Source organism: Endozoicomonas numazuensis (assembly GCF_000722635.1).
Taxonomy (GTDB): domain Bacteria; phylum Pseudomonadota; class Gammaproteobacteria; order Pseudomonadales; family Endozoicomonadaceae; genus Endozoicomonas_A; species Endozoicomonas_A numazuensis.
Genome location: NZ_JOKH01000001.1, coordinates 1,230,136 through 1,255,328 on the forward strand (window position 1 = coordinate 1,230,136; position 25,193 = coordinate 1,255,328).

Annotated in this window: 25 protein-coding genes; 11 read left to right on the forward strand and 14 right to left on the reverse strand. The window is 46.4% G+C overall.

Annotated features, from left to right (window positions below; translation table 11 throughout):
- Positions 1-33: 33 nt before the first annotated feature.
- From GZ78_RS05395 to GZ78_RS05415, 5 genes are all read right to left on the reverse strand, one after another.
- Positions 34-1,572 (reverse strand): SpoVR family protein, encoded by a 1,539-nt coding sequence (locus GZ78_RS05395; protein ID WP_034834242.1) that lies wholly within the window; start codon positions 1,570-1,572, stop codon positions 34-36.
- Between the two features lie 76 nt (positions 1,573-1,648).
- Positions 1,649-2,932, reverse strand: a complete 1,284-nt coding sequence (locus tag GZ78_RS05400) for a YeaH/YhbH family protein (RefSeq protein ID WP_034833338.1) — start codon at positions 2,930-2,932, stop codon at positions 1,649-1,651.
- A gap of 278 nt (positions 2,933-3,210) precedes the next feature.
- Positions 3,211-5,133: a PrkA family serine protein kinase gene (locus GZ78_RS05405; protein WP_034833340.1), complete on the reverse strand. Its 1,923-nt coding sequence runs from the start codon at positions 5,131-5,133 to the stop codon at positions 3,211-3,213.
- Between the two features lie 554 nt (positions 5,134-5,687).
- Positions 5,688-6,020 carry a type II toxin-antitoxin system HicB family antitoxin gene (locus tag GZ78_RS05410; protein ID WP_034833342.1) on the reverse strand — a complete coding sequence of 111 codons (333 nt, stop codon included), beginning with the start codon at positions 6,018-6,020 and terminating at the stop codon, positions 5,688-5,690.
- Positions 6,017-6,343, reverse strand: a complete 327-nt coding sequence (locus GZ78_RS05415) for a type II toxin-antitoxin system HicA family toxin (RefSeq protein ID WP_236631479.1) — start codon at positions 6,341-6,343, stop codon at positions 6,017-6,019. The genes GZ78_RS05410 and GZ78_RS05415 overlap by 4 nt, the downstream gene beginning before the upstream one ends.
- 208 nt (positions 6,344-6,551) lie before the next feature.
- Between GZ78_RS05415 and GZ78_RS05420 the strand changes: the two genes are divergently transcribed.
- Positions 6,552-6,863 (forward strand): protein kinase family protein, encoded by a 312-nt coding sequence (locus tag GZ78_RS05420; RefSeq protein WP_034833344.1) that lies wholly within the window; start codon positions 6,552-6,554, stop codon positions 6,861-6,863.
- A gap of 183 nt (positions 6,864-7,046) precedes the next feature.
- On the opposite strand, the gene GZ78_RS27175 is transcribed toward GZ78_RS05420, so the two are convergent.
- Positions 7,047-7,931: a lysophospholipid acyltransferase family protein gene (locus GZ78_RS27175; protein WP_051785843.1), complete on the reverse strand. Its 885-nt coding sequence runs from the start codon at positions 7,929-7,931 to the stop codon at positions 7,047-7,049.
- Positions 7,932-8,301: 370 nt separating this feature from the next.
- Between GZ78_RS27175 and GZ78_RS05430 the strand changes: the two genes are divergently transcribed.
- From GZ78_RS05430 to GZ78_RS05440, 3 genes are all read left to right on the forward strand, one after another.
- Complete coding sequence (locus tag GZ78_RS05430; RefSeq protein WP_034833345.1) at positions 8,302-9,090, forward strand: sulfite exporter TauE/SafE family protein; 789 nt, start codon at positions 8,302-8,304, stop codon at positions 9,088-9,090.
- Positions 9,091-9,244: 154 nt separating this feature from the next.
- A complete protein-coding gene (gene lgt / locus GZ78_RS05435; protein WP_081869684.1) occupies positions 9,245-10,135 on the forward strand; it encodes a prolipoprotein diacylglyceryl transferase in 891 nt (296 codons plus the stop codon).
- Positions 10,132-10,965 (forward strand): thymidylate synthase, encoded by an 834-nt coding sequence (locus tag GZ78_RS05440; protein WP_034833347.1) that lies wholly within the window; start codon positions 10,132-10,134, stop codon positions 10,963-10,965. The genes lgt and GZ78_RS05440 overlap by 4 nt, the downstream gene beginning before the upstream one ends.
- Before the next feature lie 76 nt (positions 10,966-11,041).
- Here the strand turns inward: GZ78_RS05440 and GZ78_RS29315 are convergent, their stop codons facing one another.
- The 3 genes from GZ78_RS29315 to GZ78_RS05450 form a co-directional block, all read right to left on the reverse strand.
- Positions 11,042-11,215 (reverse strand): hypothetical protein, encoded by a 174-nt coding sequence (locus GZ78_RS29315; protein WP_161787313.1) that lies wholly within the window; start codon positions 11,213-11,215, stop codon positions 11,042-11,044.
- Positions 11,216-11,354: 139 nt separating this feature from the next.
- Positions 11,355-12,245 (reverse strand): hypothetical protein, encoded by an 891-nt coding sequence (locus tag GZ78_RS05445; protein ID WP_034833349.1) that lies wholly within the window; start codon positions 12,243-12,245, stop codon positions 11,355-11,357.
- A gap of 123 nt (positions 12,246-12,368) precedes the next feature.
- Positions 12,369-13,511 carry a M20 family metallopeptidase gene (locus GZ78_RS05450; protein WP_034834247.1) on the reverse strand — a complete coding sequence of 381 codons (1,143 nt, stop codon included), beginning with the start codon at positions 13,509-13,511 and terminating at the stop codon, positions 12,369-12,371.
- Between the two features lie 295 nt (positions 13,512-13,806).
- Here GZ78_RS05450 and GZ78_RS05455 point away from each other — a divergent pair, with 295 nt between their 5' ends.
- Complete coding sequence (locus tag GZ78_RS05455) at positions 13,807-14,574, forward strand: alpha/beta fold hydrolase (protein ID WP_034834249.1); 768 nt, start codon at positions 13,807-13,809, stop codon at positions 14,572-14,574.
- A gap of 47 nt (positions 14,575-14,621) precedes the next feature.
- Here GZ78_RS05455 and GZ78_RS05460 read toward each other — a convergent pair whose 3' ends face one another.
- The 4 genes from GZ78_RS05460 to GZ78_RS05475 form a co-directional block, all read right to left on the reverse strand.
- Entirely contained in the window at positions 14,622-14,858 is a 237-nt protein-coding gene (locus GZ78_RS05460) for a hypothetical protein (RefSeq protein ID WP_034833350.1), read from the reverse strand.
- Between the two features lie 108 nt (positions 14,859-14,966).
- Positions 14,967-15,761, reverse strand: a complete 795-nt coding sequence (gene cpdA / locus GZ78_RS05465; RefSeq protein WP_034833352.1) for a 3',5'-cyclic-AMP phosphodiesterase — start codon at positions 15,759-15,761, stop codon at positions 14,967-14,969.
- Positions 15,762-15,846: 85 nt separating this feature from the next.
- Entirely contained in the window at positions 15,847-16,296 is a 450-nt protein-coding gene (locus GZ78_RS05470) for a DUF1249 domain-containing protein (RefSeq protein WP_034834250.1), read from the reverse strand.
- Between the two features lie 26 nt (positions 16,297-16,322).
- Complete coding sequence (locus tag GZ78_RS05475; protein WP_034833354.1) at positions 16,323-16,973, reverse strand: cupin domain-containing protein; 651 nt, start codon at positions 16,971-16,973, stop codon at positions 16,323-16,325.
- A 399-nt stretch (positions 16,974-17,372) separates the two neighbouring features.
- On the opposite strand from GZ78_RS05475, the gene GZ78_RS05480 reads away from it, so the two are divergent.
- A complete protein-coding gene (locus GZ78_RS05480) occupies positions 17,373-18,773 on the forward strand; it encodes a TolC family outer membrane protein (RefSeq protein ID WP_034833355.1) in 1,401 nt (466 codons plus the stop codon).
- A gap of 71 nt (positions 18,774-18,844) precedes the next feature.
- Here GZ78_RS05480 and waaA read toward each other — a convergent pair whose 3' ends face one another.
- The gene (waaA, locus tag GZ78_RS05485) at positions 18,845-20,134 is read right to left on the reverse strand and encodes a lipid IV(A) 3-deoxy-D-manno-octulosonic acid transferase (protein ID WP_034833357.1); all 1,290 of its coding nucleotides are present in this window, start codon (positions 20,132-20,134) and stop codon (positions 18,845-18,847) included.
- 87 nt (positions 20,135-20,221) lie between these two features.
- On the opposite strand from waaA, the gene GZ78_RS05490 reads away from it, so the two are divergent.
- From GZ78_RS05490 to cobT, 5 genes are all read left to right on the forward strand, one after another.
- On the forward strand, positions 20,222-20,941 hold the full coding sequence (locus GZ78_RS05490; protein ID WP_034833359.1) for a hypothetical protein: 720 nt from the start codon (positions 20,222-20,224) through the stop codon (positions 20,939-20,941).
- A 71-nt stretch (positions 20,942-21,012) separates the two neighbouring features.
- On the forward strand, positions 21,013-21,648 hold the full coding sequence (locus tag GZ78_RS05495; protein WP_051785845.1) for a histidine phosphatase family protein: 636 nt from the start codon (positions 21,013-21,015) through the stop codon (positions 21,646-21,648).
- On the forward strand, positions 21,641-22,468 hold the full coding sequence (locus GZ78_RS05500; protein ID WP_051785846.1) for an adenosylcobinamide-GDP ribazoletransferase: 828 nt from the start codon (positions 21,641-21,643) through the stop codon (positions 22,466-22,468). Before GZ78_RS05495 ends, GZ78_RS05500 begins: the two co-directional genes overlap by 8 nt.
- Positions 22,469-22,505: 37 nt before the next feature.
- Positions 22,506-24,014, forward strand: a complete 1,509-nt coding sequence (locus GZ78_RS05505; protein WP_034833361.1) for a cobyric acid synthase — start codon at positions 22,506-22,508, stop codon at positions 24,012-24,014.
- Positions 24,015-24,140: 126 nt separating this feature from the next.
- Positions 24,141-25,184 carry a nicotinate-nucleotide--dimethylbenzimidazole phosphoribosyltransferase gene (cobT, locus tag GZ78_RS05510; RefSeq protein WP_201772655.1) on the forward strand — a complete coding sequence of 348 codons (1,044 nt, stop codon included), beginning with the start codon at positions 24,141-24,143 and terminating at the stop codon, positions 25,182-25,184.
- Positions 25,185-25,193: the final 9 nt, after the last annotated feature.

The window sequence follows — 25,193 nt, forward strand, 5'->3', positions numbered from 1 at the left end:
AACGATAGTCGGAAGCTCACTGCATTATGCTTATCAAGCGGCTTCCGTCTCTTCTGTTTCCTGCTTGGGTAAACCGTAAATAGTTTTGACTCCACCCCACTGATCAACAGACTCCATATGGACATCAAAACCCCACAATCTGTGGATATGTTTGATGATTTCACGAGTACTGTCAGATTCCAGTGGGCGATCCTGGTGCATGAAATGACGCAACGTAATGGAGCGATCACCTCGGGTGTTCACACTGTAAACCTGAATATTAGGCTCACGATTGCCCAGGTTGTATTGAGCGGCTAACGATTCTCTGACCTTTCGGTATCCTGTGTCATCATGGATAGCACTTACTTCCAGGAAAGGGTTGTTTTGATTATCGTCGATGCAGAACAGTTTCAGGTCTCTCATCACCTTGGGTGAAAGATATTGCATGATGAAACTTTCATCTTTGAAGTTCTGCATAGCAAAATGCACGGCTTCCAACCAGTCTGAGCCGGCCAGATCCGGAAACCAGCGGTGATCTTCTTCCGTTGGGTTTTCACAAATGCGACGAATATCCTGGAACATGGCAAAGCCCAGAGCGTATGGGTTTATGCCGCTGTATCGGGGATCATCAAAATCGGGCTGGAATACCACATTGGAGTGTGAGTGCAAGAACTCCATGATGAAGCCTTCAGTAATATGACCTTCGTTGTACATCTCGTGCATCAGGTGGTAGTGCCAGAAGGTAGCCCAACCTTCGTTCATGACCTGGGTTTGACGCTGTGGATAGAAATACTGGGCCACTTTGCGAACGATCCGAATCAGTTCGCGCTGCCAGGTATCCAGCAGAGGCGCGTTTTTCTCTATGAAGTAGAGAATATTTTCTTCTGGATCTCTTGGGTAGCGTTCAGTCTGTTTGACCTCACTCTCTTCACGAAGAGGAATGGTCCGCCACAAGTCGTTCAAATTGCGTTGGATGTACTCTTCGCGCTCCTTGGCCCGGGCTTGTTCCTCTTCCGGAGAAATAGGGCGAGGTCGCTCATAGCGATTCACTCCCTGATTCATCAGGGCATGGGCCGCGTCCAGCAGCTCTTCAACGGCATCAACACCGTACTTTTCTTCGCACTGAGCAATGTAGTTCTTGGCGAATAACAGATAATCGATAATGGAATCTGCATCAGTCCACTGCTTGAACAGGTAGTTACCTTTGAAGAAAGAGTTGTGGCCGTAGCAAGCGTGAGCAATAACCAGTGCCTGCATAGGCATGGTGTTTTCTTCCATCAGATAAGCAATACAGGGATTGGAATTAATCACTATCTCATAGGCAAGACCCATCTGACCGCGCTGATAACTTTTCTGATTACTCAGAAACTGTTTACCGAAGCTCCAGTGGTTGTACATCAGAGGCATGCCGACTGAAGCATAGGCATCCAGCATTTGTTCAGAACTGATAACCTCTATCTGGTTAGGATAAGTGTCCAGCTTGTAGCGATCTGCCAGCTTTGCCAGTTCTCTGTCGTATTCCTGAAGAAGTTCAAAGGTCCACTCGGAGCCTTTGGATATAGGCTCTGCACGACGGCTGGAAGGTTTTTCCATCTCGTCGGTGTGGATCTGTGATTCGGGAGAAGGCCCTGCTTTATGCTGATGGGCTTCCTGTTCATGGCGTTCCATATCAGGCATTTTGACCCTCCTTCTTTTCGAACAGTTTGCGGAAGACCGGGAAGATCTCTCCCGCATTTCGAATCTGCTGCATAGCAAAGTGACCAGCGTGATTCTTTTCGATCATTTTGTATTCATGCCACAGGTTCTGATGGTGACGATCAGTGATTTCTACATAGGAGTAGTACTGAGTCAGCGGCAGCAGTTTGTCGATAATAATATTGCGACATTTGGTGGAGTCTGCTTCCCAGTTATCACCATCGGATGCCTGGGCTACATAGATGTTCCACTCGTTTGGTGAATACCTTTCTGTAATGATGTCATCAGTCAGTGTCAGAGCAGATGATACAACGGTGCCGCCGGTTTCTCTGGCATAGAAAAAGTCGTGTTCGTTGCACTCACGGGCTTCACTGTGATGACGAATGAATACGACTTCGATCTTTTCGTAGTTGCGCTCCAGAAACAGATAAAGCAACAGGAAAAAGCGTTTGGCAATGTCCTTGATTTCCCGGGTCATGGAACCCGAAACATCCATGACACAGAACATGACGGCCTTGCTGGAAGGCTGCGGCACTTTTACCATGTTATTGAATTTAAGATCAAATTCGTCAATAAACGGCAGTCGCTTGAGTTTTTTGTTCAGTGTCGCAATCTGATCCTTGAGTGCTTGTCTTAACGTTTCATCGTTGGTTTCGGGGCTCACTTCCATTTCACGCAGCTGTCGCTTTAATGCGCGAATCTCTTTTCTTTCCTTGCCAGAAAGAGCAATCCGACGGGCATGGGCGGCTTTCAAAGAGCGAACTACGTTCAGCCTGTCAGGAGAGCCTGCAGTCGTGTAACCGGCTCTTTTCAGTTTAAAGTCGGTAGAATCCTTTAGCTCTTTGCGAAGCAGGTTGGGTAGTTCCAGATCTTCAAAAAGGTATTCCAGAAACTCTTCGCGATTGATGGAGAAAATGAAATCATCTTCACCAGAACCACTGTTACTGGCTTCGCCTTCACCGCTACCCTGACCACCGCCACCTTCCGGACGCTGGAAACGGTCACCGGTAGTGAATTCTTTATTGCCCGGATGAACCTGTTCTACCCGGCCACCCTGACCGTGGTGAAAAACCGGCTCTGACAAATCTTTCTTGGGAATGCTGATATCACTGCCACTATCAACGTCGGTAATGGAACGTTGATCAACAGCATCCTGTACTGCCTCTTTTACCAGACCTTTATAGCGCCTCAGGAAACGCTGACGGTTGACCGTGCTTTTCTTTTTCGCGTTGAGGCGTCGGTCAATTATTATGCTCATAGGACGCTCTCCTTGGGTACTGTTCCATAGGCCTGGTGATTGTTATATCCAGGACTACTATTAGCTCAGGGTTGTTTTGCTACTGCCATGGCAATGTCGTTTGTTTGAAAATAAATATTTTTTCTAATAAACGACATACTTCTACAATGGTGGCTTGTCAGATAAAACAAGATGCAGAAGCGCCCGCAAAGGCGCCGTGGTGGTTGATCATAAATCGCCGCCAAACTGTAAGAGTTGGCGACGTTTCTCATCAGTGTCTTTATAAGCAGCTAAAGGCTTTACTGAGACTTACGAACCCGGATGTACCATTCGGAAAGCAGACGAACCTGTTTTTCGGTGTATCCGTACTCAACCATGCGCTTAACAAAGTCAGCATGCTTGCGTTGATCTTCGTTCGAACCTTTTGCGTTGAAGGAGATCACTGGCAGCAGGTCTTCGGTGTTCGAGAACATCTTCTTCTCGATCACTGCACGCATTTTCTCATAGCTCAACCAGCTTGGGTTTTTACCTTCGTGGTTAGCACGGGCACGCAATACAAAGTTAACCACTTCGTTACGGAAGTCTTTCGGGTTAGCGATGCCAGCAGGCTTTTCGATTTTCTCCAGCTCATCATTCAGGGCGCCCCGATCCAGAATGTGACCTGTGTCAGGATCACGGAACTCCTGATCCTGAATCCAGAAATCTGCGTAAGTGATGTAACGGTCAAAGATGTTCTGACCGTAATCGGAGTAAGACTCAAGGTACGCGGTCTGAATTTCCTTGCCCAGGAACTCAACATATTTAGGTGTCAGGTATTCCTTGATGAAGCGCATGTAGCGGTCGGTCACTTCATCCGGGAACTGCTGCTGTTCAATCTGTTGTTCCAGTACGTACATCAGGTGAACTGGGTTAGCGGCAACTTCGGTAGAATCGAAGTTGAAGACCTTGGACAGAATCTTGAATGCGAAACGGGTAGAAAGACCGTCCATGCCTTCATCAACGCCTGCAGCATCTTTATATTCCTGCAAAGGCTTGGCATTGGGATCGGTATCTTTCAGGTTTTCACCGTTGTAGACACGCATTTTGGAGAAAACAGAAGAGTTATCTGGCTCTTTGATGCGGGACAGAACGGAGAACTGGGCCAGCATTTTCAGGGTGTCTGGTGCGCAAGGCGCATTTTTCAAAGAACTGTGTTCCAGCAGTTTTTCGTAGATCCCTACTTCTTCATTGATACGTGTGCAGTAAGGCACCTTAACGATGTTGACACGGTCAATGAACGCTTCGTTGGTTTTGTTGTTACGGAAGGTCTGCCACTCGGATTCGTTGGAGTGAGCGAGCAGGATGCCCTCAAAAGGAATGGCACCCATACCTTCAGTAGAGTTGTAATTACCTTCCTGTGTGGCTGTCAGCAGAGGGTGCAGCACCTTCACAGGGGCTTTGAACATCTCTACAAACTCCATCACACCTTGGTTGGCGCGGCACAGAGCACCGGAGAAGCTGTAAGCATCCGGATCATCCTGGGAGAACTCTTCCAGCTGACGAATGTCGACCTTGCCTACCAGGCTGGAAATATCCTGGTTGTTTTCATCACCCGGCTCAGTCTTGGCAATTGCCACCTGATTTAAACGACTTGGGTAGACTTTAACAACACGGAATTTCGAAATATCACCACCGAATTCATGCAGGCGTTTAACTGCCCAGGGTGACATGATGTATTTCAGATAACGACCGGGAATTTTGTATTCCTCAGTCAGGATTTTTCCATCTTCTTCTGGGTTAAATAATCCCAGTGGAGATTCAAAGACCGGTGATCCCTTGATAGCGTAAAAAGGTTTAACTTCCATCAGGGCTTTCAGGCGCTCAGCCAGAGATGACTTACCGCCACCTACCGGACCCAGCAGATACAAGATCTGTTTCTTTTCTTCCAGACCCTGGGCAGCATGCTTGAAGTAAGAAACAATCTGTTCGATCGCTTCTTCCATGCCATAGAATTCTTCAAATGCAGGATAACGCTTGATCAGCTTATTGGAAAAGATACGGCTCTGTCGTGGATCACGGGACGTATCAATAATTTCTGGTTCGCCAATGGCTGACAGCATTCTCTCTGCCGCATTGGCATAGGCACCAGGGTCGGTTTTGCAAAGATCCAGGTACTCCTGCAGGCTCATCTCCTCTTGTTGAGTCGATTCGTACCTTTCCTGGTAATGAGAAAAAATAGACATATCAGGCTCCCCCTCGCCATGACCTCCATGATCATTGGCGTACTAATATTTTTGTTTATCTGGGCACTGTATTGTTGTAGCTGCGAATAACACGACACTGTTAGTGTACAGGTGCTCTGTTTGTGTTCGTCACAATTAACGTTATAGAGATTATCCGTATAAATGTCTACAGCTTTCAGGACTTTTTATTAAATAGGAAGGTATGATTAACTTATTGATATAAAAGGAAAAAATGATATTTTTGGAAAGGTTAATCTACCCATCTTAAAGAGGTTTTAAGACAGTCACCAGTGAAAAATTTTGAACGTTGACTTAGCTAGACATGAGAGTTGCTTTCTTCTCTGATACTGGGGGTATTAAGTTATATTTTTAATTCTATTGCTTTAATTTGCTCGGGTGGTATTAAATTAATATGTGGGAGGTTTGATATATATCCAGTAGTTCAGGTGATATCTGTCCTATTAGCTATTGGATTATTTCTTTATAAACTGAAAAATTATTCAGAGTAGAAATACAGTAATTGACTTTTACTTACATGTATCTCGAAAACCAACCTAAATTCTTGATGCCTGTGATAAAGCTTTTGAAATCCACTGATTAATACTTTGTCCACTAACCTGAGCAGCAATTGCGATTGAAGCATGCAGCTCGGGTGGGATGCGTAGCATCAACTTGCCAGAGTAAGGCTTCTGAGGCTCTTTTCCGATAGCTGAACAGGTTTCGAGGTAGTCATCTACTGCTTCATGAAAAGCATTTTTTAAATCGGCAACAGACTCACCATGAAAGCCAATTCGGTCTTTTATACCGGCGATATGTCCGATGAAGCATTCGTCATCATCACTGTACTCAATGCTGGCTGCGTAGCCTTTATAAATCATCGTATTCATGGTTTAACTCCAATCCTTATCAGAAAGTCTCTTGCATCTTTCACCTGATACGGCTTTGCCTCTTTTTTGGGATGGGGTCTGTGGAAAGTGCCAATTCCCCCATGTTTGTGAAACCTGACACGAGAACCTCGTCCCTCTATAATTTCAGCTCCTACAGCGGTCAAAAGTGCTTCTATAGCCTTCCATTCCAGCTGTTTTGGAACTGATCGTTGAATATTGCTACAAGCGTTTTCCGGTGTTTTGCGTTCATATATGATATTGTAATAGATGATATCATATGTTGGTATCACTCCAAAGACTGCTTTATTGGGATAATCACGCAAAAGTGAGCCTGAAAGCATGTATTTAGATTTGATGATACTGTGCGAGTTGTTGCTCTATGCAGAAGTTTTACAGAGCGCTTATCAATGATATAGAGTCCTCAACAAAGGCAAGAAGGAGTAGTGGCGCTAAAAAAGGAGGGGGCGTACCTCACTGAGTGGTTGGCTGCTGCTGGCTGAAGCGTTTTATCTCACTCCTGAAGGCCACGAAATGGTTTTGAGCAGTCGGGTGGGGCAACCTTTATGGACGTTCTTTGAATGGGATCGTTCTATACCACTTGGAGAGATTGCGGAGAAAGATAAACAGTGGGATCAGGTGCCACTGTCACGCTATTTCAGGCATTTAAAAGCCGATGCTCCTGCTTATCAATCAGTACAGCACTCTCAATCTGAAAGCGTCATGCTTAAGTCAATTGTTGAGATTATTAATGACTGTACGCATCCTGATCCAGGCAAAAGGCCAGAAGCTTCGAAGGTGGTCGAGAGATTGAGGTCTGTTCGACAAAGTCCATCAATAGAATGAATAAGAACGTTTATCAAAGATAAAAAAATGGCGGACTATAGGGGGGGCCGCCGTAATGGTTATGCTCGCCGAATCAGAAGTTAACTGACTCGCATGCAGTCTAGTTTGCAGAACCTGAACAGAGAGTGAACACTGTCGTTCAGTAGCCTAGTCTTAATTAATCTTTACCTGCCCCGGACGCTTTTATGACACATCGGGTTTTGATTGGAACAGCGAGAAGCCCTTGCTTCGGGACACTTGGTTTTTCAACTTGAACCGATCGTAATGCCAGATCCACAGCTCCGGATTTTCCCTGATTACCTGCTCCATTCTATGCATCAGCTGTTGCAGGTCGTGCTGGGCATCTTGTTTCTTATTCCCTGAGTGGGTCAGTGGTACTGGCTCAAAATGCAATTGCCATTGGTTATCTTCCAGAGTGCAATAGTGAAAGAGGACCGGTGCTTTCAATAAATGGGCCGTCATGATGCCACTGGCAGGTGCTCGGGTTTCCTGGCCAAAAAATGTCACTGGCATTTCTCTTGAGCGGAGGTCGCTGTATAAGAATACGGCTTTCTTTTGCTTCAGTGCCTGAAGGACGGCAGTAGGATCTCCTTTTACGATGGGGTCAATGCCGGCCTGTTGAAGGAGCCCTTTACCAAGGCTGTGAACCAGGGGGGAATGTTTTCCTGAACCAATCAGGGTGGTGGCGGGCAAACCGAGCTGTGAGAGTGCCATCGTTCCCAGGTCGGGTGGTCCCATATGGAGTGATATGATGACAATACCCTTGTCTTCAGAAAAAGCCTGATCAAGAACATTCTGATGATGCAGCTGGTAGGCCACTTTATTCAGTACCGGGAGAGTGAGTACATAATTAACAGTATGGCGGGCAGACTGGCGTAAGATCTCTTGCAGTCTTTTTTCGGATACAGGATGAATAGCTTGCTGCAGTGATGCTCTGGCTATATGACTTTTTTTGACTCGCAAGCCATAAGAAAGTATCAAGCCAATAGCTGAATAGACAGCCAAGGGTAGTCGAGTGAACAGCCCGATTAAAAGGTTTGTGGCTGAGTCCTTCCAGCTGAGCTTCATGATCATAGCCATTTTAATTATTGTTATATAAAAAATTGTAAAGGATAAGAATAGGAGAAGGAATGGCTACTGGCAGACCCATTGGTCAATATTCGTATTCAGTTTTTGATATTGTGTAACGATCTGGATTCAGGGAAGATGCTGCGATGTGGTCTTCAAAGTAGTCCAGGATAGGGCAGATAGAGGGGTTTTCTGAAAGAGATGAACTTAATAGGCATTTTTTGGTCAATTAACTTGTTGATTTCATTTAAAATAAGGATTGGTGTTCATCTCTTCAGGAGGTGTTGCCCTGATTATATATGATGGACTCAGGCACGGAGAATCATGACAGGATTTCCGGTCTGTGGCTGCTTAGCTGGATTGCTGTTTAATGATTTTTCTTTCTTATCTTTTGCTCGGTGCTCTTGCCGGTACACTGGCTGGTCTATTCGGGATTGGTGGCGGTCTGGTCATTGTCCCTGTACTGGTTTTCAGTTTTAAATTGCAGGGGTTGTCCCCTGAAATTCTGACCCATCTGGCTGTGGGTACCTCTCTTGCCACTATTGTTATTACCTCACTCAGTTCCATTCGTGCCCATCATTCCAAGGGGGCGGTTCAGTGGCCTGTATTCAGTGTTTTGACGGTAGGTATTTTGCTGGGCTCCTGGCTAGGGGTTTACACGGCAATACAAATGTCTGGACCAATGTTGCAGAAAGCGATCGGTATTTTTGCCCTGGCGGTTGCTGCGAAAATGTGGTTTGGCTTCAAACCTTCTGAGAGCAGTAAGGTACCTGGCCGACCCGTGCTGATAGCGGCGGGTGGAGTGATAGGCTGGGCTTCCAGTATTTTTGGTATAGGCGGCGGAACGCTGTCGGTTCCTTTTTTACGTAAATGTAACCTCTCAATGGGTCAGGCTGTGGCTACTTCAGCCGCATGTGGCTTGCCTATTGCGGTTATGGGCGCTGCAGCCAATATGTTTTTGGGCAGAGAGAATGAACTGTTGCCGGCAATGAGTACCGGTTATGTTTACTGGCCTGCCTTTCTGGGCATTGTCTTGACCAGTATGTTATTTGCCCGTTTTGGCGCGCAGCTGGCCCATAAACTTTCCTCCGAGAAGCTGCAGAAACTGTTTGCCTTACTGCTTTTGGTTGTAGGCTGTGAGTTTCTCTTTTCTATGTAATGCAATGCAAAGAATCCAGCCAGCTTCTGATTGAAGCTGGCTCATTCCTGTATCCTGCTGATACACTGATCTATCAAATATTCATGAGCACTTTCTTGTAACCAATGAGAACAGTGTGTGTTAGTTAACCTCGAGAAAAATCTGGAATCCTCCTGTGATCCCATATCCTCTAATTGATCCCGTTGCGATCAGTCTTGGTCCTCTCAAAGTTCATTGGTACGGTCTTATGTATCTGGTGGGTTTTGCCGGTGGCTGGTGGCTGGCCGTCCAGAGAGCTAAAAAATCCAATGGCTTGTGGAACCCCGAGCAGATCGGAGACCTCTTGTTCTACGTGGCTGTCGGGGTCATAGTCGGTGGGCGCATGGGCTATGTGCTGTTCTATAACTTTGACTACTTCCTGCAAAATCCGCTCTGGCTGTTCAGCATTTGGGAAGGAGGCATGTCTTTTCATGGTGGGCTGCTGGGAGTGCTGCTGGCTGTTTTCCTCTATGGCCGCAAGATCGACAAGAATTTCTTCCAAATGACGGACTTTATCGCTCCGGTTGTACCACTGGGGTTGGGTATGGGGCGTTTGGGTAACTTTATTGGTGGCGAGTTGTGGGGACGGGTATCGGATGTCCCATGGGCTATGGTTTTCCCCACCGACCCCTCGCAAATGCCAAGGCATCCATCACAGCTTTACCAGTTTGTTATTGAGGGGATTATTCTGTTTGGAGTGCTTTGGTGGTTCTCAGCTAAGCCTCGTCCCCGTATGGCGGTGTCCGGATTATTCCTGTTGATTTATGGTGTGGGTCGGTTCTGTGTGGAGTTTGTCAGGCAGCCTGACGAACAGCTGGGCTTTATTGCTTTTGACTGGCTGACAATGGGGCAGTTATTGACGGTACCCATGATTCTTCTGGGTTTGGGTCTTATGATGGTAGCCTATAAAAAGTGTCCATTGGTGAATGGACTAAATCAGGATGACCTGTCCTGGCTGAAAAAGCATGCCCCCAAGCCTGGCAAGAAAACCGCCATGAGCAGCAACAAAAAAGGATCAAAGTCATGAAACAGTATCTGGATCTCCTGCGTCATGTGAAAGAACAGGGCACTTTCAAATCTGATCGCACAGGCACTGGTACATACAGTGTGTTTGGTTATCAGATGCGCTTTGATCTATCGGAAGGTTTCCCATTGGTGACCACTAAAAAGTGTCACCTGCGCTCAATTATTCACGAGCTACTCTGGTTCCTGAAGGGCGACACTAATATTGACTACCTGAAAGAAAACGGTGTCAGAATCTGGGACGAATGGGCAACGGACGAAGGTGATCTGGGTCCTGTTTACGGTAAGCAGTGGCGTAGCTGGGAAGGTGCGAACGGTGAAACGTTTGATCAGATTCAGTGGTTACTGGATGAAATCAAAACCAATCCCGACTCCAGAAGACTGGTGATCAGTGCCTGGAATCCGAGTGTGCTGCCCGATGTGAAGTTCAGTCCTAAAGAGAATGCCGCTATGGGTAAGCAGGCTTTGCCTCCCTGCCATTGTCTTTTCCAGTTCTATGTTCTGGATGGCAAGCTTTCCTGCCAGCTTTACCAGCGCAGTGCGGATATTTTCCTGGGTGTGCCTTTTAACATTGCTTCTTATGCACTGTTAACCATGATGATTGCCCAGGTGTGTGATCTGGAGTTGGGAGATTTTGTTCACACCTTTGGTGACGCGCATCTTTACTCCAATCATCTGGAACAGGCCGAAGAACAATTGACTCGAAAGCCGTTCCCTTCACCCACCATGAAGCTGAATACTGCGATCAAAGATTTGTTTGAATTTACCATTGATGATTTTGAGCTGGTGGATTATCAGGCTCATCCTCATATCAAGGCGGCTGTTTCTGTTTAAGGCCGTTTATTGAAGTTACGCATCTTTGTTTGTTCTCAGCTGCGTAACTTCAGTAATTCATTGGAATTCGCCATGATCATGGCAGTTTTTTGTAGATACATACAACAATACCAATAATGGCTACAACAGTAATTGTTGATGCGGTCACACCTACAATTGATGGAAACGGCTTACGACTAAGGAATAGTCCGTAAATAACTTCCTTATTTGACCACCACCCTTCGGCAGGCTCAGGGTAAACGGAGTTCATGTTTTAATCGGGAAGTTATTTCAAGACAAATCCTAAGCTTTTATTCTGCCTGCTACAGATGATTGGGATAGAGCTGAGTGTTTTCAAAAGTGTGGACAAAATCAGAATAGCTCTGAATTTTGCTGCCTACGACAGAAAGTTACTCTCCATCGTCATAGGGAGATTCAACCTGAATTGAATGCAGAATAGAGTATGTTTCAGTATCTGCCTGGGTTCTCAGACCTGTGTATTCAACATAAACTTCTGATTGTGATATCGCTGCATCTTCGGCATAGCGGCAGATGGCTTCATTGTACGTGAACAGTTGTACAACATTTGGAGCTTCTACCTCGTAAGTTTCATAAGTCAGAACGGTTTTGACTTCATAATCATTCTGATAAACATTGTATTCCAGAGCGGGTTTGTAGACTTGCCTTTGTTTCTGAATTCGGGCCATGCCCCCAAGATGGAGGTAGACGGTACATTTGTGATCAAGGATCACTTGTCCCCAGCGAGCCACATGAAGAATTAATCCAAATGTTTGCCATTGGCCAAAAATTTTTGAGTTCTCTATGGCTGGATTTGAATCAATGCCATTTGGGAATTGAGTGAATGAAGGGGTTTTTGAAAAACTGCTTTCAACGGGTCTGGCCTCAATAACACGGTAGCGACTATTAGTAGCCATGGAGTTATACCAGAAAGGGTATTTGTACTTGATGACGACAGGAGTGCTTGAAACCCTCAGTTTGTCCCAGAGGTAGCGGTATTCAGGTTGAACTGAAACATCATAGGCTTCAGCAGGATAGCTTTTCGCAGTGTAGGCACCCTCTCCAAGTTGGACTTCGAGCTCTCCCGATTCCCAGATAAAGCCGCTTTCCCAACCTTTTGAAGAAACGGTTCCCACCATAAAGCCGGTGCCCCACCAACCTTCTTCGTCAGATTGTACCTGTGCAGAGGGTAGTTCAGGTTGCAGAGGAGGAACGGGCTCAGACCAGACAGATATACAGAAAACAGAGATCAGCAGGCCGAAGATCCATTGAGGCCCTTTCATAATGGTGTCCTTACCAAAGAGTGAAGTTATACGATTCAGATTAGCAGTATGTCTGGAGAAGCGTCAGCGGTGTAGAAATGATAGCAAGTCAGGAAAGCATAATGCTTTCCTGACAGGAGATGATCAAATAGGTTTTTCTGCCAGGTTGATAATGACGTTGCGTAGAAGTTGCAGGCGAGGCTCAATAGAATCCAGTTGAAGGAATTCGTTTCGGCTGTGCATACCTGCACCAATTGGTCCAAGGCCATCAACAGTCGGTATGCCCAGTGCGCCTGTGTAGTTGGCATCTGAGCCTCCGCCAACAGCCATCCAGGTAACAGGCAGGCCCATTTGTTCACCGCTCTCTTCGATCACAGCCATCAATTTTTCACTTTTCTCGTTGGGAGTAAAAGCAGGTTTGTGGGCAATGCGATTGAGCTTAATCCTCATACCTTCCAGAAAGGGCCTTTCAGCCATTTCATTGATCAGCTGTTCAATACCGTCATAATCGTCGTTGTTCCAGAAGCGGATATCCAGAACAGCTTTGGCAAAGTCTGGCACTACGTTGCTGGTGGTGCCTCCTTCTATAGTGCCGAAATTCAGGGTTGTGCCGGTTTCAAAATTGGTTTCCTGATTCAGACGATTCACCCATTGAGCAAACTCGGTAATGGCTGATATGCCTTTCTGAGGTTCATTGCCAGCATGGGCCGCTTTACCGTGGAATTCAATGTCATAAACGGCCAGACCTTTTCTGGCTTTTACCAGAGAGCCATCTACACGAGCCGCTTCGGCAACCAGAACGCAGCGACTTTTCAAGGCTACACTCTTGATCCAGTCCGCAGAATAGGTGGAGCCGGTTTCTTCATCCGGGTTCATGCAGACACAAATACTCAGGCGGTCCAGAATATCTTCAGGCAGGTTTTTCAGGGTTAGAAAAATGTTCAGCAGGCCGGATTTCATATCGGCTACACCAGGTCCATAGGCTTTTTCCGTATCCCGGGTGAAAGACCATTCTGATACAGTACCCTGTGGAAATACTGTGTCCATATGGCCAACCAGCATGATGTCGTATTCCTGGGCATCTGGCTTATTGGTTACCTGAAGTCCGGGTCCTACTGATTCACCGAAGGATTGTCTGGCAACATGCCAGCCGATGGCTTCGTACTTGCCGGTCATTATGTCGGCGATGGCAGCGACGCCAGAGGGCGTGTTGGTTCCACAGTCAATATTGATCAGTGCTTGCAATTCTTCCAGATAGGAATCAAGGCTGAAAGTTTCTTTAGACATGGCTTTTGGCCTCATAGGCAGAAACGAGTTTTTGAAAATCATTTCATTCCTACAGGGCAAGAAATGATTTTTTCGCTTATGGCTGTTCTAGGAACCTGATGTCAGCAGGTTGGCAAGGTAAAGCGACAGTGTGCTTCGGTATTGCATTTATTTAACTTCTTAATAGTATGTTTTGCAGCCGTGCAAAAATATCCTGATAATTACAGGCCGAATCAGTAAAATTACTCACATGTTAATAATGTGGGCCGGCCAATATCAGAACCGGAGCACGTTAATAGGAGAGATAGAAGAACTCATGAAGTTGTATGCCAGACAGCAGGGGGAAGGTGAGCACCTGATCAGTGTGCACGGACTATTCGGATCGCAGGAGAATCTGGGCGCTATCAATCGTCAATTGGCAGAGAAGTTCAGGGTTCATGGTCTGGATGTTCGAAATCATGGCCGTTCTCCTCATGATGCTGCAATGGACTATTCCGTTATGGCGGAGGATATCGTCGAGTACCTTGATGAACAGCAGATTGAAAAAGCGCATTTGCTTGGGCATTCCATGGGCGGAAAAGTAGTGATGGAGGTGGCGCTGGCGTATCCCGATCGAGTGGAGAGATTGGCGGTCATGGATATAGCGCCGGTTCATTACAAAGTACGACGCCACGATGATGTGTTTTCCGGTTTGTTTGCGGTGGACCTGGAGAATATGCAAAAAAGAGGAGACGCTGACCAGGCTCTGCGCCAACATGTAGAGGAGCTGGCAGTTCGATCATTTCTGCTAAAAAACCTTTATCGAAATGAGGCGGGCAGCTACAGCTGGCGAATGAATCTGGATGCTATTCATCATCATTATCTGAATATTCTTGCCGGGCCCTCTGCAAAAGGCTCTTTTGAGGGAGATGTGCTGTTCCTGAAAGGAGGTCACTCAGATTACATTCTGGCAGAACACAGGGAAGAGGTGCTTAAACATTTTCCCAATGCGTCTATGAGAGAAATAGCGGATACCGGTCATTGGCTGCATGCTGAAAAGCCAGAGCTGGTTGCCCGTACTCTGATGCGTTTTCTGGAGTCCTGAGATTCAATGAAAAAAGCCGCCTTGAGTGGGCGGCTTTCACATTAATTTCAATGTCGAGGTTGTTGACTCTCAACGTCATCCAATTGACCCGTGTCATCGTCATCATCAAAGTCATCATAGGAACCGGCGAGATTATGGCGCAGGGATCTTTTATCCCAATAATCATTGATACCCTGGCGTATTGATTTGTTTTTTCTTTCCTTGCAGCGTTCCTTAGCGGTTTGTCTCTTCCTGTATTCCTGGCCTGAATCCCAGAAAGACTCATCCTGGTCATCGTACTGCATTGACCTTACCCTGGACATATCCTTACTTCCTTTTTTACTGCTCCTATCTCTCAATCTAGGAAAAAGTAGCCAAGGTTTTAATAAGAAATATTCATATGAACGAGGGTATCAATAGCCGTTTGCGGCGAGGTCCAGTTCCAGGGAGTAGCCTTCCAGACGAATCACCCGGGTGTTGACACTGCCGTCAGGCATAAGTTCAAGCTCTCTGTAGCCAGGCCGGCGGTCATCCAGCATGAAATTGTCGCATTTAGGCTTGAACTGAACACAGGTGGAAGGGGTTGAGAGAAACCGGACATTTTGAATGAATTGATCTCGTTCCTGATGGATATGACCATTCAGTACCACTCGGACATTAGGGTATGGCTTGATCACGTTCATAAACTGTTCGGCATTCTTCAGGCTGATATTGTCCAGCCACTGGCTCTCAATAGAGTAGGCTGGGTGGTGGAAGGCGACCAGAGTATGCTTGTCAGGGTTTTGGGAAAGATGCTGAGACAAGAGCTGGAGCTCTTTGCTCGACAAAAAACCCGGGATCTGCCCTGGAATCTGGGAGTTCATCATAATAATTTGCCAGGAGCCCAGATCCAGATAGGGGTTCATGGCCTCAGGGCTGACTTGATGCATCAGGGTCAGAACGTCATGGTTTCCACAGGTCCAGAGATAAGGTTTATCACTGGTATCCAGAAGTGTTTTCAAGCTCTGATAGGATTCCAGGCTGTCGTCTTGGGTAAGGTCACCGGTAACCAGGATAGCGTCCGGGTTAAAGGATGAAGACTGAATCTGCTCCCAGACAGCCTGAAGGCTCTGGTTGGTGTCTGCTCCCATCAGTCTGCCATCACGAGAGCCGAACAGATGAGTATCTGTTAACTGGATGATACGTGTTCCGGTCATAAGCTGGCTCATAATTCGTTACTGATGCAGCGAAGGCTTTCCATGATTTTATCAGGGAGATGGGAATAAAACAGTGAAACTTCGCACGTTTTCCGGTTCATACTTGGATGTTTTGATTAAAACCATGACTGAGACAAAAGTTTAACCATTCACTGAAAAGCTGATTCAGTTGCTCTTTTTCATCAGGTAGTAGCATTTTTTCATTAGGGTAGGGGTAGATAGCCTTGAAGTGCCGGTCTTGATTGACGCTAATGATCTCAGCCATTCTAACATCCAGATAGATCCGAATTCTGAACTCGGGGAGTTTCAGCCATTCACCCCAGGCTGCATCCAGATCGACTTGCAGAACCGTTGTAAAAGGCGCACGTTCCAATACCTGAAACAATGCACGACCCTCCTGGCCAGCGAAATAAAATGATAGAGCAACATTGTCGTTGCTCTCCAGATCGGGAAGCAGATGCATGAGTTTGTGAAAATTCCTTTCACACAAGCTCTGTTGTTTGATCAGGTTGGCTTTATAGCGAGCCTTGTCAGTCTTAGAGTCCATAATCTCAATCATAGTGCATGGCCTTGTCATAGAGGAAGATGGCCAGACTTTATTAAAAGAATGGTGTCGTCATTTACTGGCTGCAGATCATAATCGCAGTGGGGGGTGCGTATCCATGTATTGACAGGCCAATCTTCGGAATGGGTTGAAAGTTTTCCTGAAACAATAAGGAGTTCTACACCTCCTGGTTTGTTTCGAAGATAAGGAGTTTCGCCCGCAGGAATGCTCAGAAGAGAGGTTCTCTTACTCTCAAATTGATGGAGAGAGACTTCTGTTATTTTATCTGAGGCTTCTTTTTCAAGAGATTCGAAAATATTGATTCGAACGGTTTGCCTGTCTGCAGGATCAAACTGACAGAGCTTTACAAAAATAATGCAACCATCCTTGCTGAACGGAGCATGATGACTCCCTGGAGGGTTTCTGATGTAGGTGCCCGAGCCAAAGTCTCCCGTTTCATCAGAGAAAATCCCTGAGAGTACTAAAATTTCTTCGCCAGTGGGGTGTGGATGCTCAGGAAAACTGGCTCCTGCAACGTATTGGACAATGCTGGTTGCATGTCCGGACTCTTTGTCTTCACGGGCCAGTTGTTTGCGGAATACTGTGCTGGCTGGACTGGGCTGCCACTCTTGTTTCTCGGTTTGAATGATAATGGATTCTTGAAAGTTCATGTTCAGCATGAAACAGTACCTGCCTAATTAAAAGACTGTGGTTGATAATTCGGTGCCGGAATGTTGATCGGGCTGTTGTTGAGGTCGTGACTGTGAAGAATTAAGTTAAAATCTTCACAAACCCGGTTTATTGCTTTTGACGACAGGTAAACTAGGAGCCTGACCGAGAATAGGCAGGTCGGCCTAAAATCCAGAAAGAACGGCCCATTTTTCCGATAAATTTGATTGAATAGGCCCACTATTCGCACAAATTTATCGAAAAAATGGCCTCGTTCTACTGAATTTTATTCTTGACCACTATTCTCGGTCAGGCTCCTAGTGTAAATTCACCCGGTTGCGCTTGAGTTACAGCAGTTATACTCACATCATTGTTCGGCTTTCGGGCCCATTTTTCAAGGAACTGGAGATATGCCACGAACTTTTCGTAAAGGCTTTTTGCTGGCAGCCCTGGCCGGCTCAATACTGTCTGCCCAAGCGGCTGAGACAGAGTACAACTTACTCGATGTTTATAATCTGGCGTTGAAAAATGATGCCCAACTGGCTGCGGCTCGGGCTGACATGATGGCAACCCAGGAAGGCAGTACCCAGGCGCGTGCGCTCTTATTGCCTAACCTCTCCCTGTCCGGGGGCACACAGTATAACAAGACAAAAACTGAAACGACTGCGGATGACGTAAAGGACAGCTATAACTCCAATACTTGGGGAGCGTCCCTTAATCAACCGCTATTTAATCTGGCCAGCTGGTTTGGCTACGATTCTGCCAAATTTCAGAGTGCTCAAGCTGAAGCTACCTTTGGATACGAGCAGCAAAACCTGATCCTCAGAGTTTCAGAAGCTTACTTTAATGTGCTGAGAGCGGAAGACAGCCTGATCACGGACGTTGCTGAAGAAAAGGCTGTTAAGCAGCAGCTGGATCAGGCTCGTGAACGTTATAATGTTGGTCTTATCGCGGAGACTGATGTCCTCGAAGCCAGGGCACGCTATGACGATTCTCGAGTGGCCAGAATTGATGGGGAAAATAATCTCTCAGTTGCTTATGAATCATTGAGAACAATCACTGATCAGGATATTCAGGACATTGGCAAGCTGAAAAAAACCATGCCGGTCAGTGCTCCTGCACCTGCCAATTCTGATGAGTGGGTGAACAACGCTATCAAGAACAACCTGCAGCTTGAGTCAGCGCGTGAAAGCCTGAAGGCTTCAGAGAGCAACATAAAGGTTCAGAAGTCAGGGCATGCCCCAACAGTCGATGCTTTTGCCACTTATACCTATAACTCAAGCAATGGTGATCACTCTAGAGGTCTGCCATCTTCCAATGGCGCTTTGACTACCGGAGACGGTGACCAGACGGTAGTAGGCGTCAAGTTCACACTGCCTCTGTTTGCTGGTGGTGGAACCAGCTCCAAGGTACGTCAAGCCACTTACCAGATGGAGTCTGTGCAGCAGAATTACGACAAGGCCTTGCGTGAGATAAACTCTGGAACCCGCAACCTGTTTCGTACGGTTAACTCTGATGTTTCCCGTGTAGAAGCCCGGTGTCAGGGTATTGTTTCTTCTGAAAGTGCTCTGAAAGCCACTCAAAGTGGTTATGAAGTGGGTACTCGCAACATTACAGACGTTCTGGATGCACAGAAGACTTTGTTTGCGGCGCAGCGTGATTATCTGAATGCTCGTTATGATTTCATTGTGAATACTCTGAAACTGAAGCAGACAGCAGGGACTCTGAACCCTGAAGATCTTTCTGAACTGAACAGCTGGATTGTTTCTTCAGAAGAGATATCCATTCCTGCCCAGTGTCGAGCAGACTGAGTGACTAAACAGTCATAAGGTAGAAAAAAATAGCGCTGACATCGGCGCTATTTTTTTATATGGCGTTATTCTCAGTGAAGACGATCAATAGTTTCTGTTACCAGCTTAAGAAGCTTTTGCAGTGCTCCTTTATTGCCTTCAACAAAAGCCTGTGCCTGGCTGCCCATCTTTTTTCTGGCCGCATCGTCTGCCAGAAGCTCTGTAACAGCGGCTGCCAGCTGCTCTGAGTTTTGTATAGTCCTCATGCCTCCAGCGTCTTCCAACTGCTGACTGATATCAGTGAAGTTGTAAACGCTGGGGCCTGATAAAACCGGAACTCCCAGTGCAGCGGGCTCCAGCATGTTATGGCCTCCATTCTTAATCAGGCTGCCCCCAACAAAGGCAATGTCTGATGTTGCATAGAGCTTCATTAACTCACCCATGGTATCGCCAATAATCACCTGAGTGTCGGGTGACGTTTCTGTGGCCTGACTGTGCCTGATGGTGTTGAGTCCCTGGCTTTTAGACAATTCAAAAACACTATTGAAGCGCTCGGGGTGTCTGGGAACGAGAAGCAACAAGGTGTCTGGTCGTTTCTTGAGTATTGTTTTAAAGGCATCCAGAACCGGTTTGTCTTCACCATCGTGGGTACTGGCGGCAATCAGAATTTGGGCTTTATGACCTAACCCTGATTCCCAGGAGGATTTCAGCAGAGCTGCGCTTTTATTGATTTCATCATCTACTGATAAGTCAAATTTAACGCTGCCGGTAATGGTCAGGTGCTCGTTGGGTAAGCCCAGTTGCCTGAACCTTTCTCCATCGTTTTCATTCTGACAGGCAACCTGATGAATATTTTGCATCATTTTCCGGGTCAGGGACCCCAATTTTGCGTAACCCCGGGAGGACTTTTCTGACAATCTGGCATTCACAATTACAACAGGAATATTTCTGGCTTTGCAGGCTGCAATGGTATTGGGCCAAAGCTCTGTTTCCATCATCAGAGCCATTTGTGGATGAATCCGGTTTAAAAACCGGTTTTGCACATCAGGTAAATCATAGGGGCAGTACACATGATAAACGCTGTCACCATAAATCTTTCTAACACGCTCTGAGCCGGTTGGAGTCATGGTCGTGATAACAAACTGGTGATTAGGGTAATGACCCATCAAGGCTTTAACCATGGGGGCGCTGGCTATCGCTTCACCCACAGAGACCGAGTGGATCCAGATGACCGGCTTGTCTTGGGGCAGTTTCTGGATAAACCCAAAACGTTCTCCCCATCGAAGACGGTAGGCAGGGGATTTTCTAGCGCGCAGAACCAGCTTGATTAAGACAGCAGGTATTGCCATGTACAATAATATTGAATATAAAATTCGACTCATGCTAGGGCTGGATTCGTTGGGAGTTGCGGTATCAGCTATGTTAACAGATAGACCCTGACCCGAAACAGATTTATGGATTGAATCTTCATGGCTTTCAAAATCGAGAAAACCCGGATCTATCAGAAGCTGCTGACTATTGGTCAGTCGTCTCCATTGGTCTGGTTTCAAGGGAGAAAGCTGGTAAAGCTTAGGAGTACTGTCACCCGAAGACAAACTTTTTCTCAGCGGCTGAAACGAAGCAGTGTGATACGTAAACTGGGAAGAAAGTTGCAGTGGGTAAAGCCCCGTCTATTCAAAGCTTTAGGCTTGGTCGCCAGAAAAAGAAAGGCTATTGACCGAAGAAGTCGACAGCATCTCAAAGATACCCTGGTGGCAGCAATAAGACAGAAGACGGATGAGTTTATTCAGGCTGTTTTTAAGCTGCGAGAGTGCACTGGTAAAGGGTCGGAGTTGAATGGAAAATCAAACTCTCTGGAAGATTTTGTGAGTGAGGTGGGCCGTCATTGGCAAGATGCCTCGAAAACCCCGCAATTTATTGCTTATCTTCAACAGCAGCTTCGTGACCCGGCCAGTAAAATTAACCGACTGGAGGCTTCACTCAAAGAATGCTTTGAGCTCATGATGGCTCAAAGGGATATTAACCCTAATCAAATGATGACACTCACCTCAGCTAGAGCCTTACTGTCAGAGCTTGCTTATCAGACTTTCAGCGATAGAAGTGCCTTCGATCACTGGTGCCAGGCATCCAGAGAATCCGATAAAGAAATGATGCTGGAAATCAATAAAGCGCTTGCATCTCTCTACTAATCAGCAACACACTACCACCCCTTTTTCAGCTTCTGAAATATTGTATTCCTCTGAACAATCCAGGAGTTCTTTTGACTGAAGTTTTGATCACAAAAGTTGATCTTCTACGTCATGGTCTTCCAGAAAAAAATGACTGTCTGCTGGGACGCTCCGATTTACCTCTGTCAAATTTGGGCTGGCAACAGCTACATAAGGCAACGGAGGAACTGGAAGGGTACGACTTGATCGTTAGCTCTGGACTGAGGCGATGTCAGGCTTTTGCAAAAACTTATGCCGCCGAAAAAAAACTGCCTCTTACTATTGAGAGTGATTGGCAGGAGATGAATTTTGGTGTTTGGGATGGCCACTCTTATGAGTGGTTGCATCATCATAATGCTTCAGAGTTATCAAATTTCTGGCGTGATCCCTGGACGCATACACCACCTGAGGGGGAAAGCCTGTCTCATTTCTACAACAGGGTACAGTCGGCTTGGGAAAAGTTGTTGGAACATAGAGCGGGTAGCAAGATCCTTCTTGTTTGCCATTCAGGTGTAATACGCATGTTGCTGTCATTAATTTTAGGAATGGATATTAGCAAAAGTCTGGCCATGTCCCGGTTGCATATTCCTTATGCCAGTCTGACACGTATTGAGGTATACCGCGACGAGCAAGGGAAGCAGTGGCCAAGGGTAATGTTCGTGAATGGTCGTGAGGAAAATTATGGATAAGGATAATACTCTTTCTTGTAATACTAATTTAGTTGCTCATGGCAGAGCCTTAACTTTGGCGATTACTTTTTTTACCCGGTTTCCAACCTGGCAATTAAAGCAGATCAAAGACGATGATATGGGGCGGGCGTTACTTTACTTGCCAATGGCGGGGTTGATTCTGGGCCTTTTTGCCGTGTCCGTTGGGTGGTTGCTTGAACTGGTTCTTATGAGCTGGCATGGCTCATTATCAATGGTTCATACCATCCTGATCGGATTTATTACCTTTACGGTATTAACACTTGCCAGTGGTGGTTTACATCTCGATGGGCTTGCTGATTGTGCTGATGCGTGGGTAGGCGGTATGGGTGACAGAGACCGCACACTGGAAATCATGAAAGACCCTACCTGTGGGCCAATGGCGGTCTTTATATTGGTCGTTCTGCTCTTATTGAAAGCGGCTGCAGTAGTTTCTCTGGTTATGATGTCTGGGTGGTTAGTGCTCATATTGATTCCTGTTCTAAGTCGTTCGGCGGGTATGGCTCTGTTTATCTTTTCTGATTATGTACGACCGAAAGGGCTTGGGCAGGCTTTTGCTGATTATTCAGGGAGAGCCCAGTGTAAATTTGTGCTGTTTTTGAGCCTGTGCATACCTTTACTGGCGGCTGGAAATACATTGTGGCTTCCAGCTCTGATTTCACTCGCTTTCTGGGTCTGGCTAAAAAGAGAAAGTACTCAGCGGATTGGTGGCTTTACAGGAGATGTCGCTGGCGCTGTGATTGAATTATTAGAGGCATGTCTGCTGGTAACTGCTGCATTATTTTTTCAATCTTCTGGCTGATACACTTCTGCCAAACAGTAACAGGAATCTATGTAGTATGAGCATTCACAGGCGCATTGCACCCAGAGCCATCATGGTACAAGGGACGACCTCTGATGCTGGAAAAAGTGTCATTTGTGCCGGACTCTGTCGTTTACTTAGTCGTAGGGGGATTTCGGTAGCCCCCTTCAAGCCTCAAAACATGGCGCTGAATAGTGCTGTGACGGTAGACAATGGGGAAATTGGCAGGGCACAAGCAGTACAAGCTCAAGCCAGTGGTCTTGAGCCTCACTCTGATATGAATCCAGTACTACTTAAACCTAATACTGATATTGGTGCTCAGGTCATTGTTCATGGCAAGGCTCTGAGAGATATGGATGCGGTAACCTATCACGATTATAAACCCAAGGTCATGGATGCCATTATGGAATCCTACGACAGACTTCAGAGCCAATATCAGGCGGTGGTTATTGAAGGGGCAGGGAGTCCGGCCGAGATCAATCTTCGTGAAAATGATGTCGCTAATATGGGTTTTGCGGAAAAAGCAGACTGCCCTGTCATCATAGTGGCCGACATTGATCGTGGAGGAGTGTTTGCCCATCTCTTCGGTACACTGGCTCTTCTTTCGGAATCAGAGCAGCAGCGTGTTAAAGGTTTTGTCATCAATCGCTTCAGGGGTGACATCAAACTGTTGGAGTCAGGGCTAGAATGGTTGGAAGAAAAGACAGGTAAGCCCGTTTTAGGCGTTTTACCTTATCTACATGGTCTGCATCTGGAAGCAGAAGACGCTATTGAAGAACAGCAATTGAATGACTCAGGTACACAGACCTTAAAGGTCGTTGTACCGGTTCTCTCTCGAATGAGTAACCATACTGATTTTGATGCTCTCAGATTAAACCCTTCCGTCGACGTAACATTTGTGCGTCAGGGGACACGTCTTCCCTCTTGTGATTTGATTGTATTGCCCGGAAGTAAGAGTACTCGCTCAGATCTGGAGTTTATTCGGGACAATCAGTGGGATCAGGATGTCTTTCGTCACCTTCGTTTTGGTGGAAAAGTGATGGGGATATGTGGGGGATACCAGATGCTGGGTCGCTTTGTTCATGATCCTGATGGTGTCGAAGGCCCTTCAGGCAGTAGCCAGGGCTTCGACCTTCTGGACCTGGAAACTACGTTGGAGCCTGAAAAGCAGCTAAGACGAGTAGAGGGGGTTTTGAAACTGCCTGGACAGGAGCAGGTGGGTATCACCGGTTATGAGATTCATGCTGGAAACACTAAAGGCCAGGCACTGGAAAATTCGATTGTTTCTTTAGAAGAACATAACGATGGGGCTATATCAGAAGATGGACAAATATTGGGAAGCTACCTTCATGGGATATTTGATCACCCTGATGCCTGTAAAAGTATTTTGGAATGGGCTGGGTTAGAACAGGTGATAGTGTCTGACTACAACTCAATTCGTGAGGAAGGTATAGATCGAATGGCTGATGCTATTGAAGACTCGATGGATATGAGTCGAATAATGGGCGTAATGTTTGAAGTGGGTTCTGAGGTTGCCGAACTCTAAGTCAAGTACCTGTCATTCTGCCTGCAAGCAGTCAGAGCTCCTGTAAAGGTGAGCAGATGATGTCTCCATTTTCTGCTCATATCCGTTTCGTATTATTTTCTCTTACTTTTTCAATGGATACTAACTATGACCAGTGTCATGAACTTTGATATTCATCGTGTGAATCGCGAAACTCAGAAAGATATTCAGAATATTATCAACAATAAGACAAAACCACCCGGAGCATTAGGCCAGCTGGAGCAACTTGCCTTACAGGTTGCGCTGATTCAGAGCTCTATCCACATAGAGGTCACTAAGCCTACTGCACTAGTCTTTGCCTCAGACCATGGTATAGCTGAACGTGGTGTCAGTATTGCTTCCAGTGATGTGACAACTCAAATGGTGTCTAACTTTCTGGCAGGAGGGGCTGCAATCAACTGCTTCTGTGAGTCTGTGGATATGGAACTGAAAGTAATTGACGCTGGTATGAAGAAGAAGCTGGTAAATGAACCAAATTTGATCAATCAGAGTTTAGGGCAGGGGACGTCAGATTTTAGCCTGACTCAGGCTATGTCTGTGGCAACGGCAGAAAAAGGTATAGGGCTGGGTGCCAGCCAGGTTCAGGCGTTGATCAATCAGGGCTGCAACACGGTAGCATTGGGTGAAATGGGGATCGGGAATACCTCTGCAGCAGCAGCCATGATGTGTGCCTTGCTCAAGCTGCCAGTAGAACAATGTGTTGGGCGAGGTACTGGTATTGATGATCAGCAGTTGCAAACAAAACGACAACTTATCGCCAATTCACTGGAGCTGCATAAAGGTTCTATCGAGACGCCACTAGGCATTCTTGCTGCAGTCGGTGGTTTTGAAATTGCCCAGATGACTGGAGGAATACTTCAGGGGGCTCAGGAAAAAATAATCGTTTTGATCGATGGTTTTATTGCCTCTATAGCGGCTTTACTGGCCGTTAGAATGTACCCTGAAGCAAGAGATTATCTGGTGTTCTGTCATCAATCCGATGAGCTGGGCCACGAATCCGTTTTAGCTGAACTGGATGCTACTCCATTGCTGAATCTGGGGATGAGACTAGGAGAAGGTACGGGTGCGGCTCTGGCTCTGCCACTGGTGAGGGCATCCTGTAAATTCTTTAATGATATGGCCAGCTTTGCTGAAGCTGGTGTAACGGTATAGGGAATATTT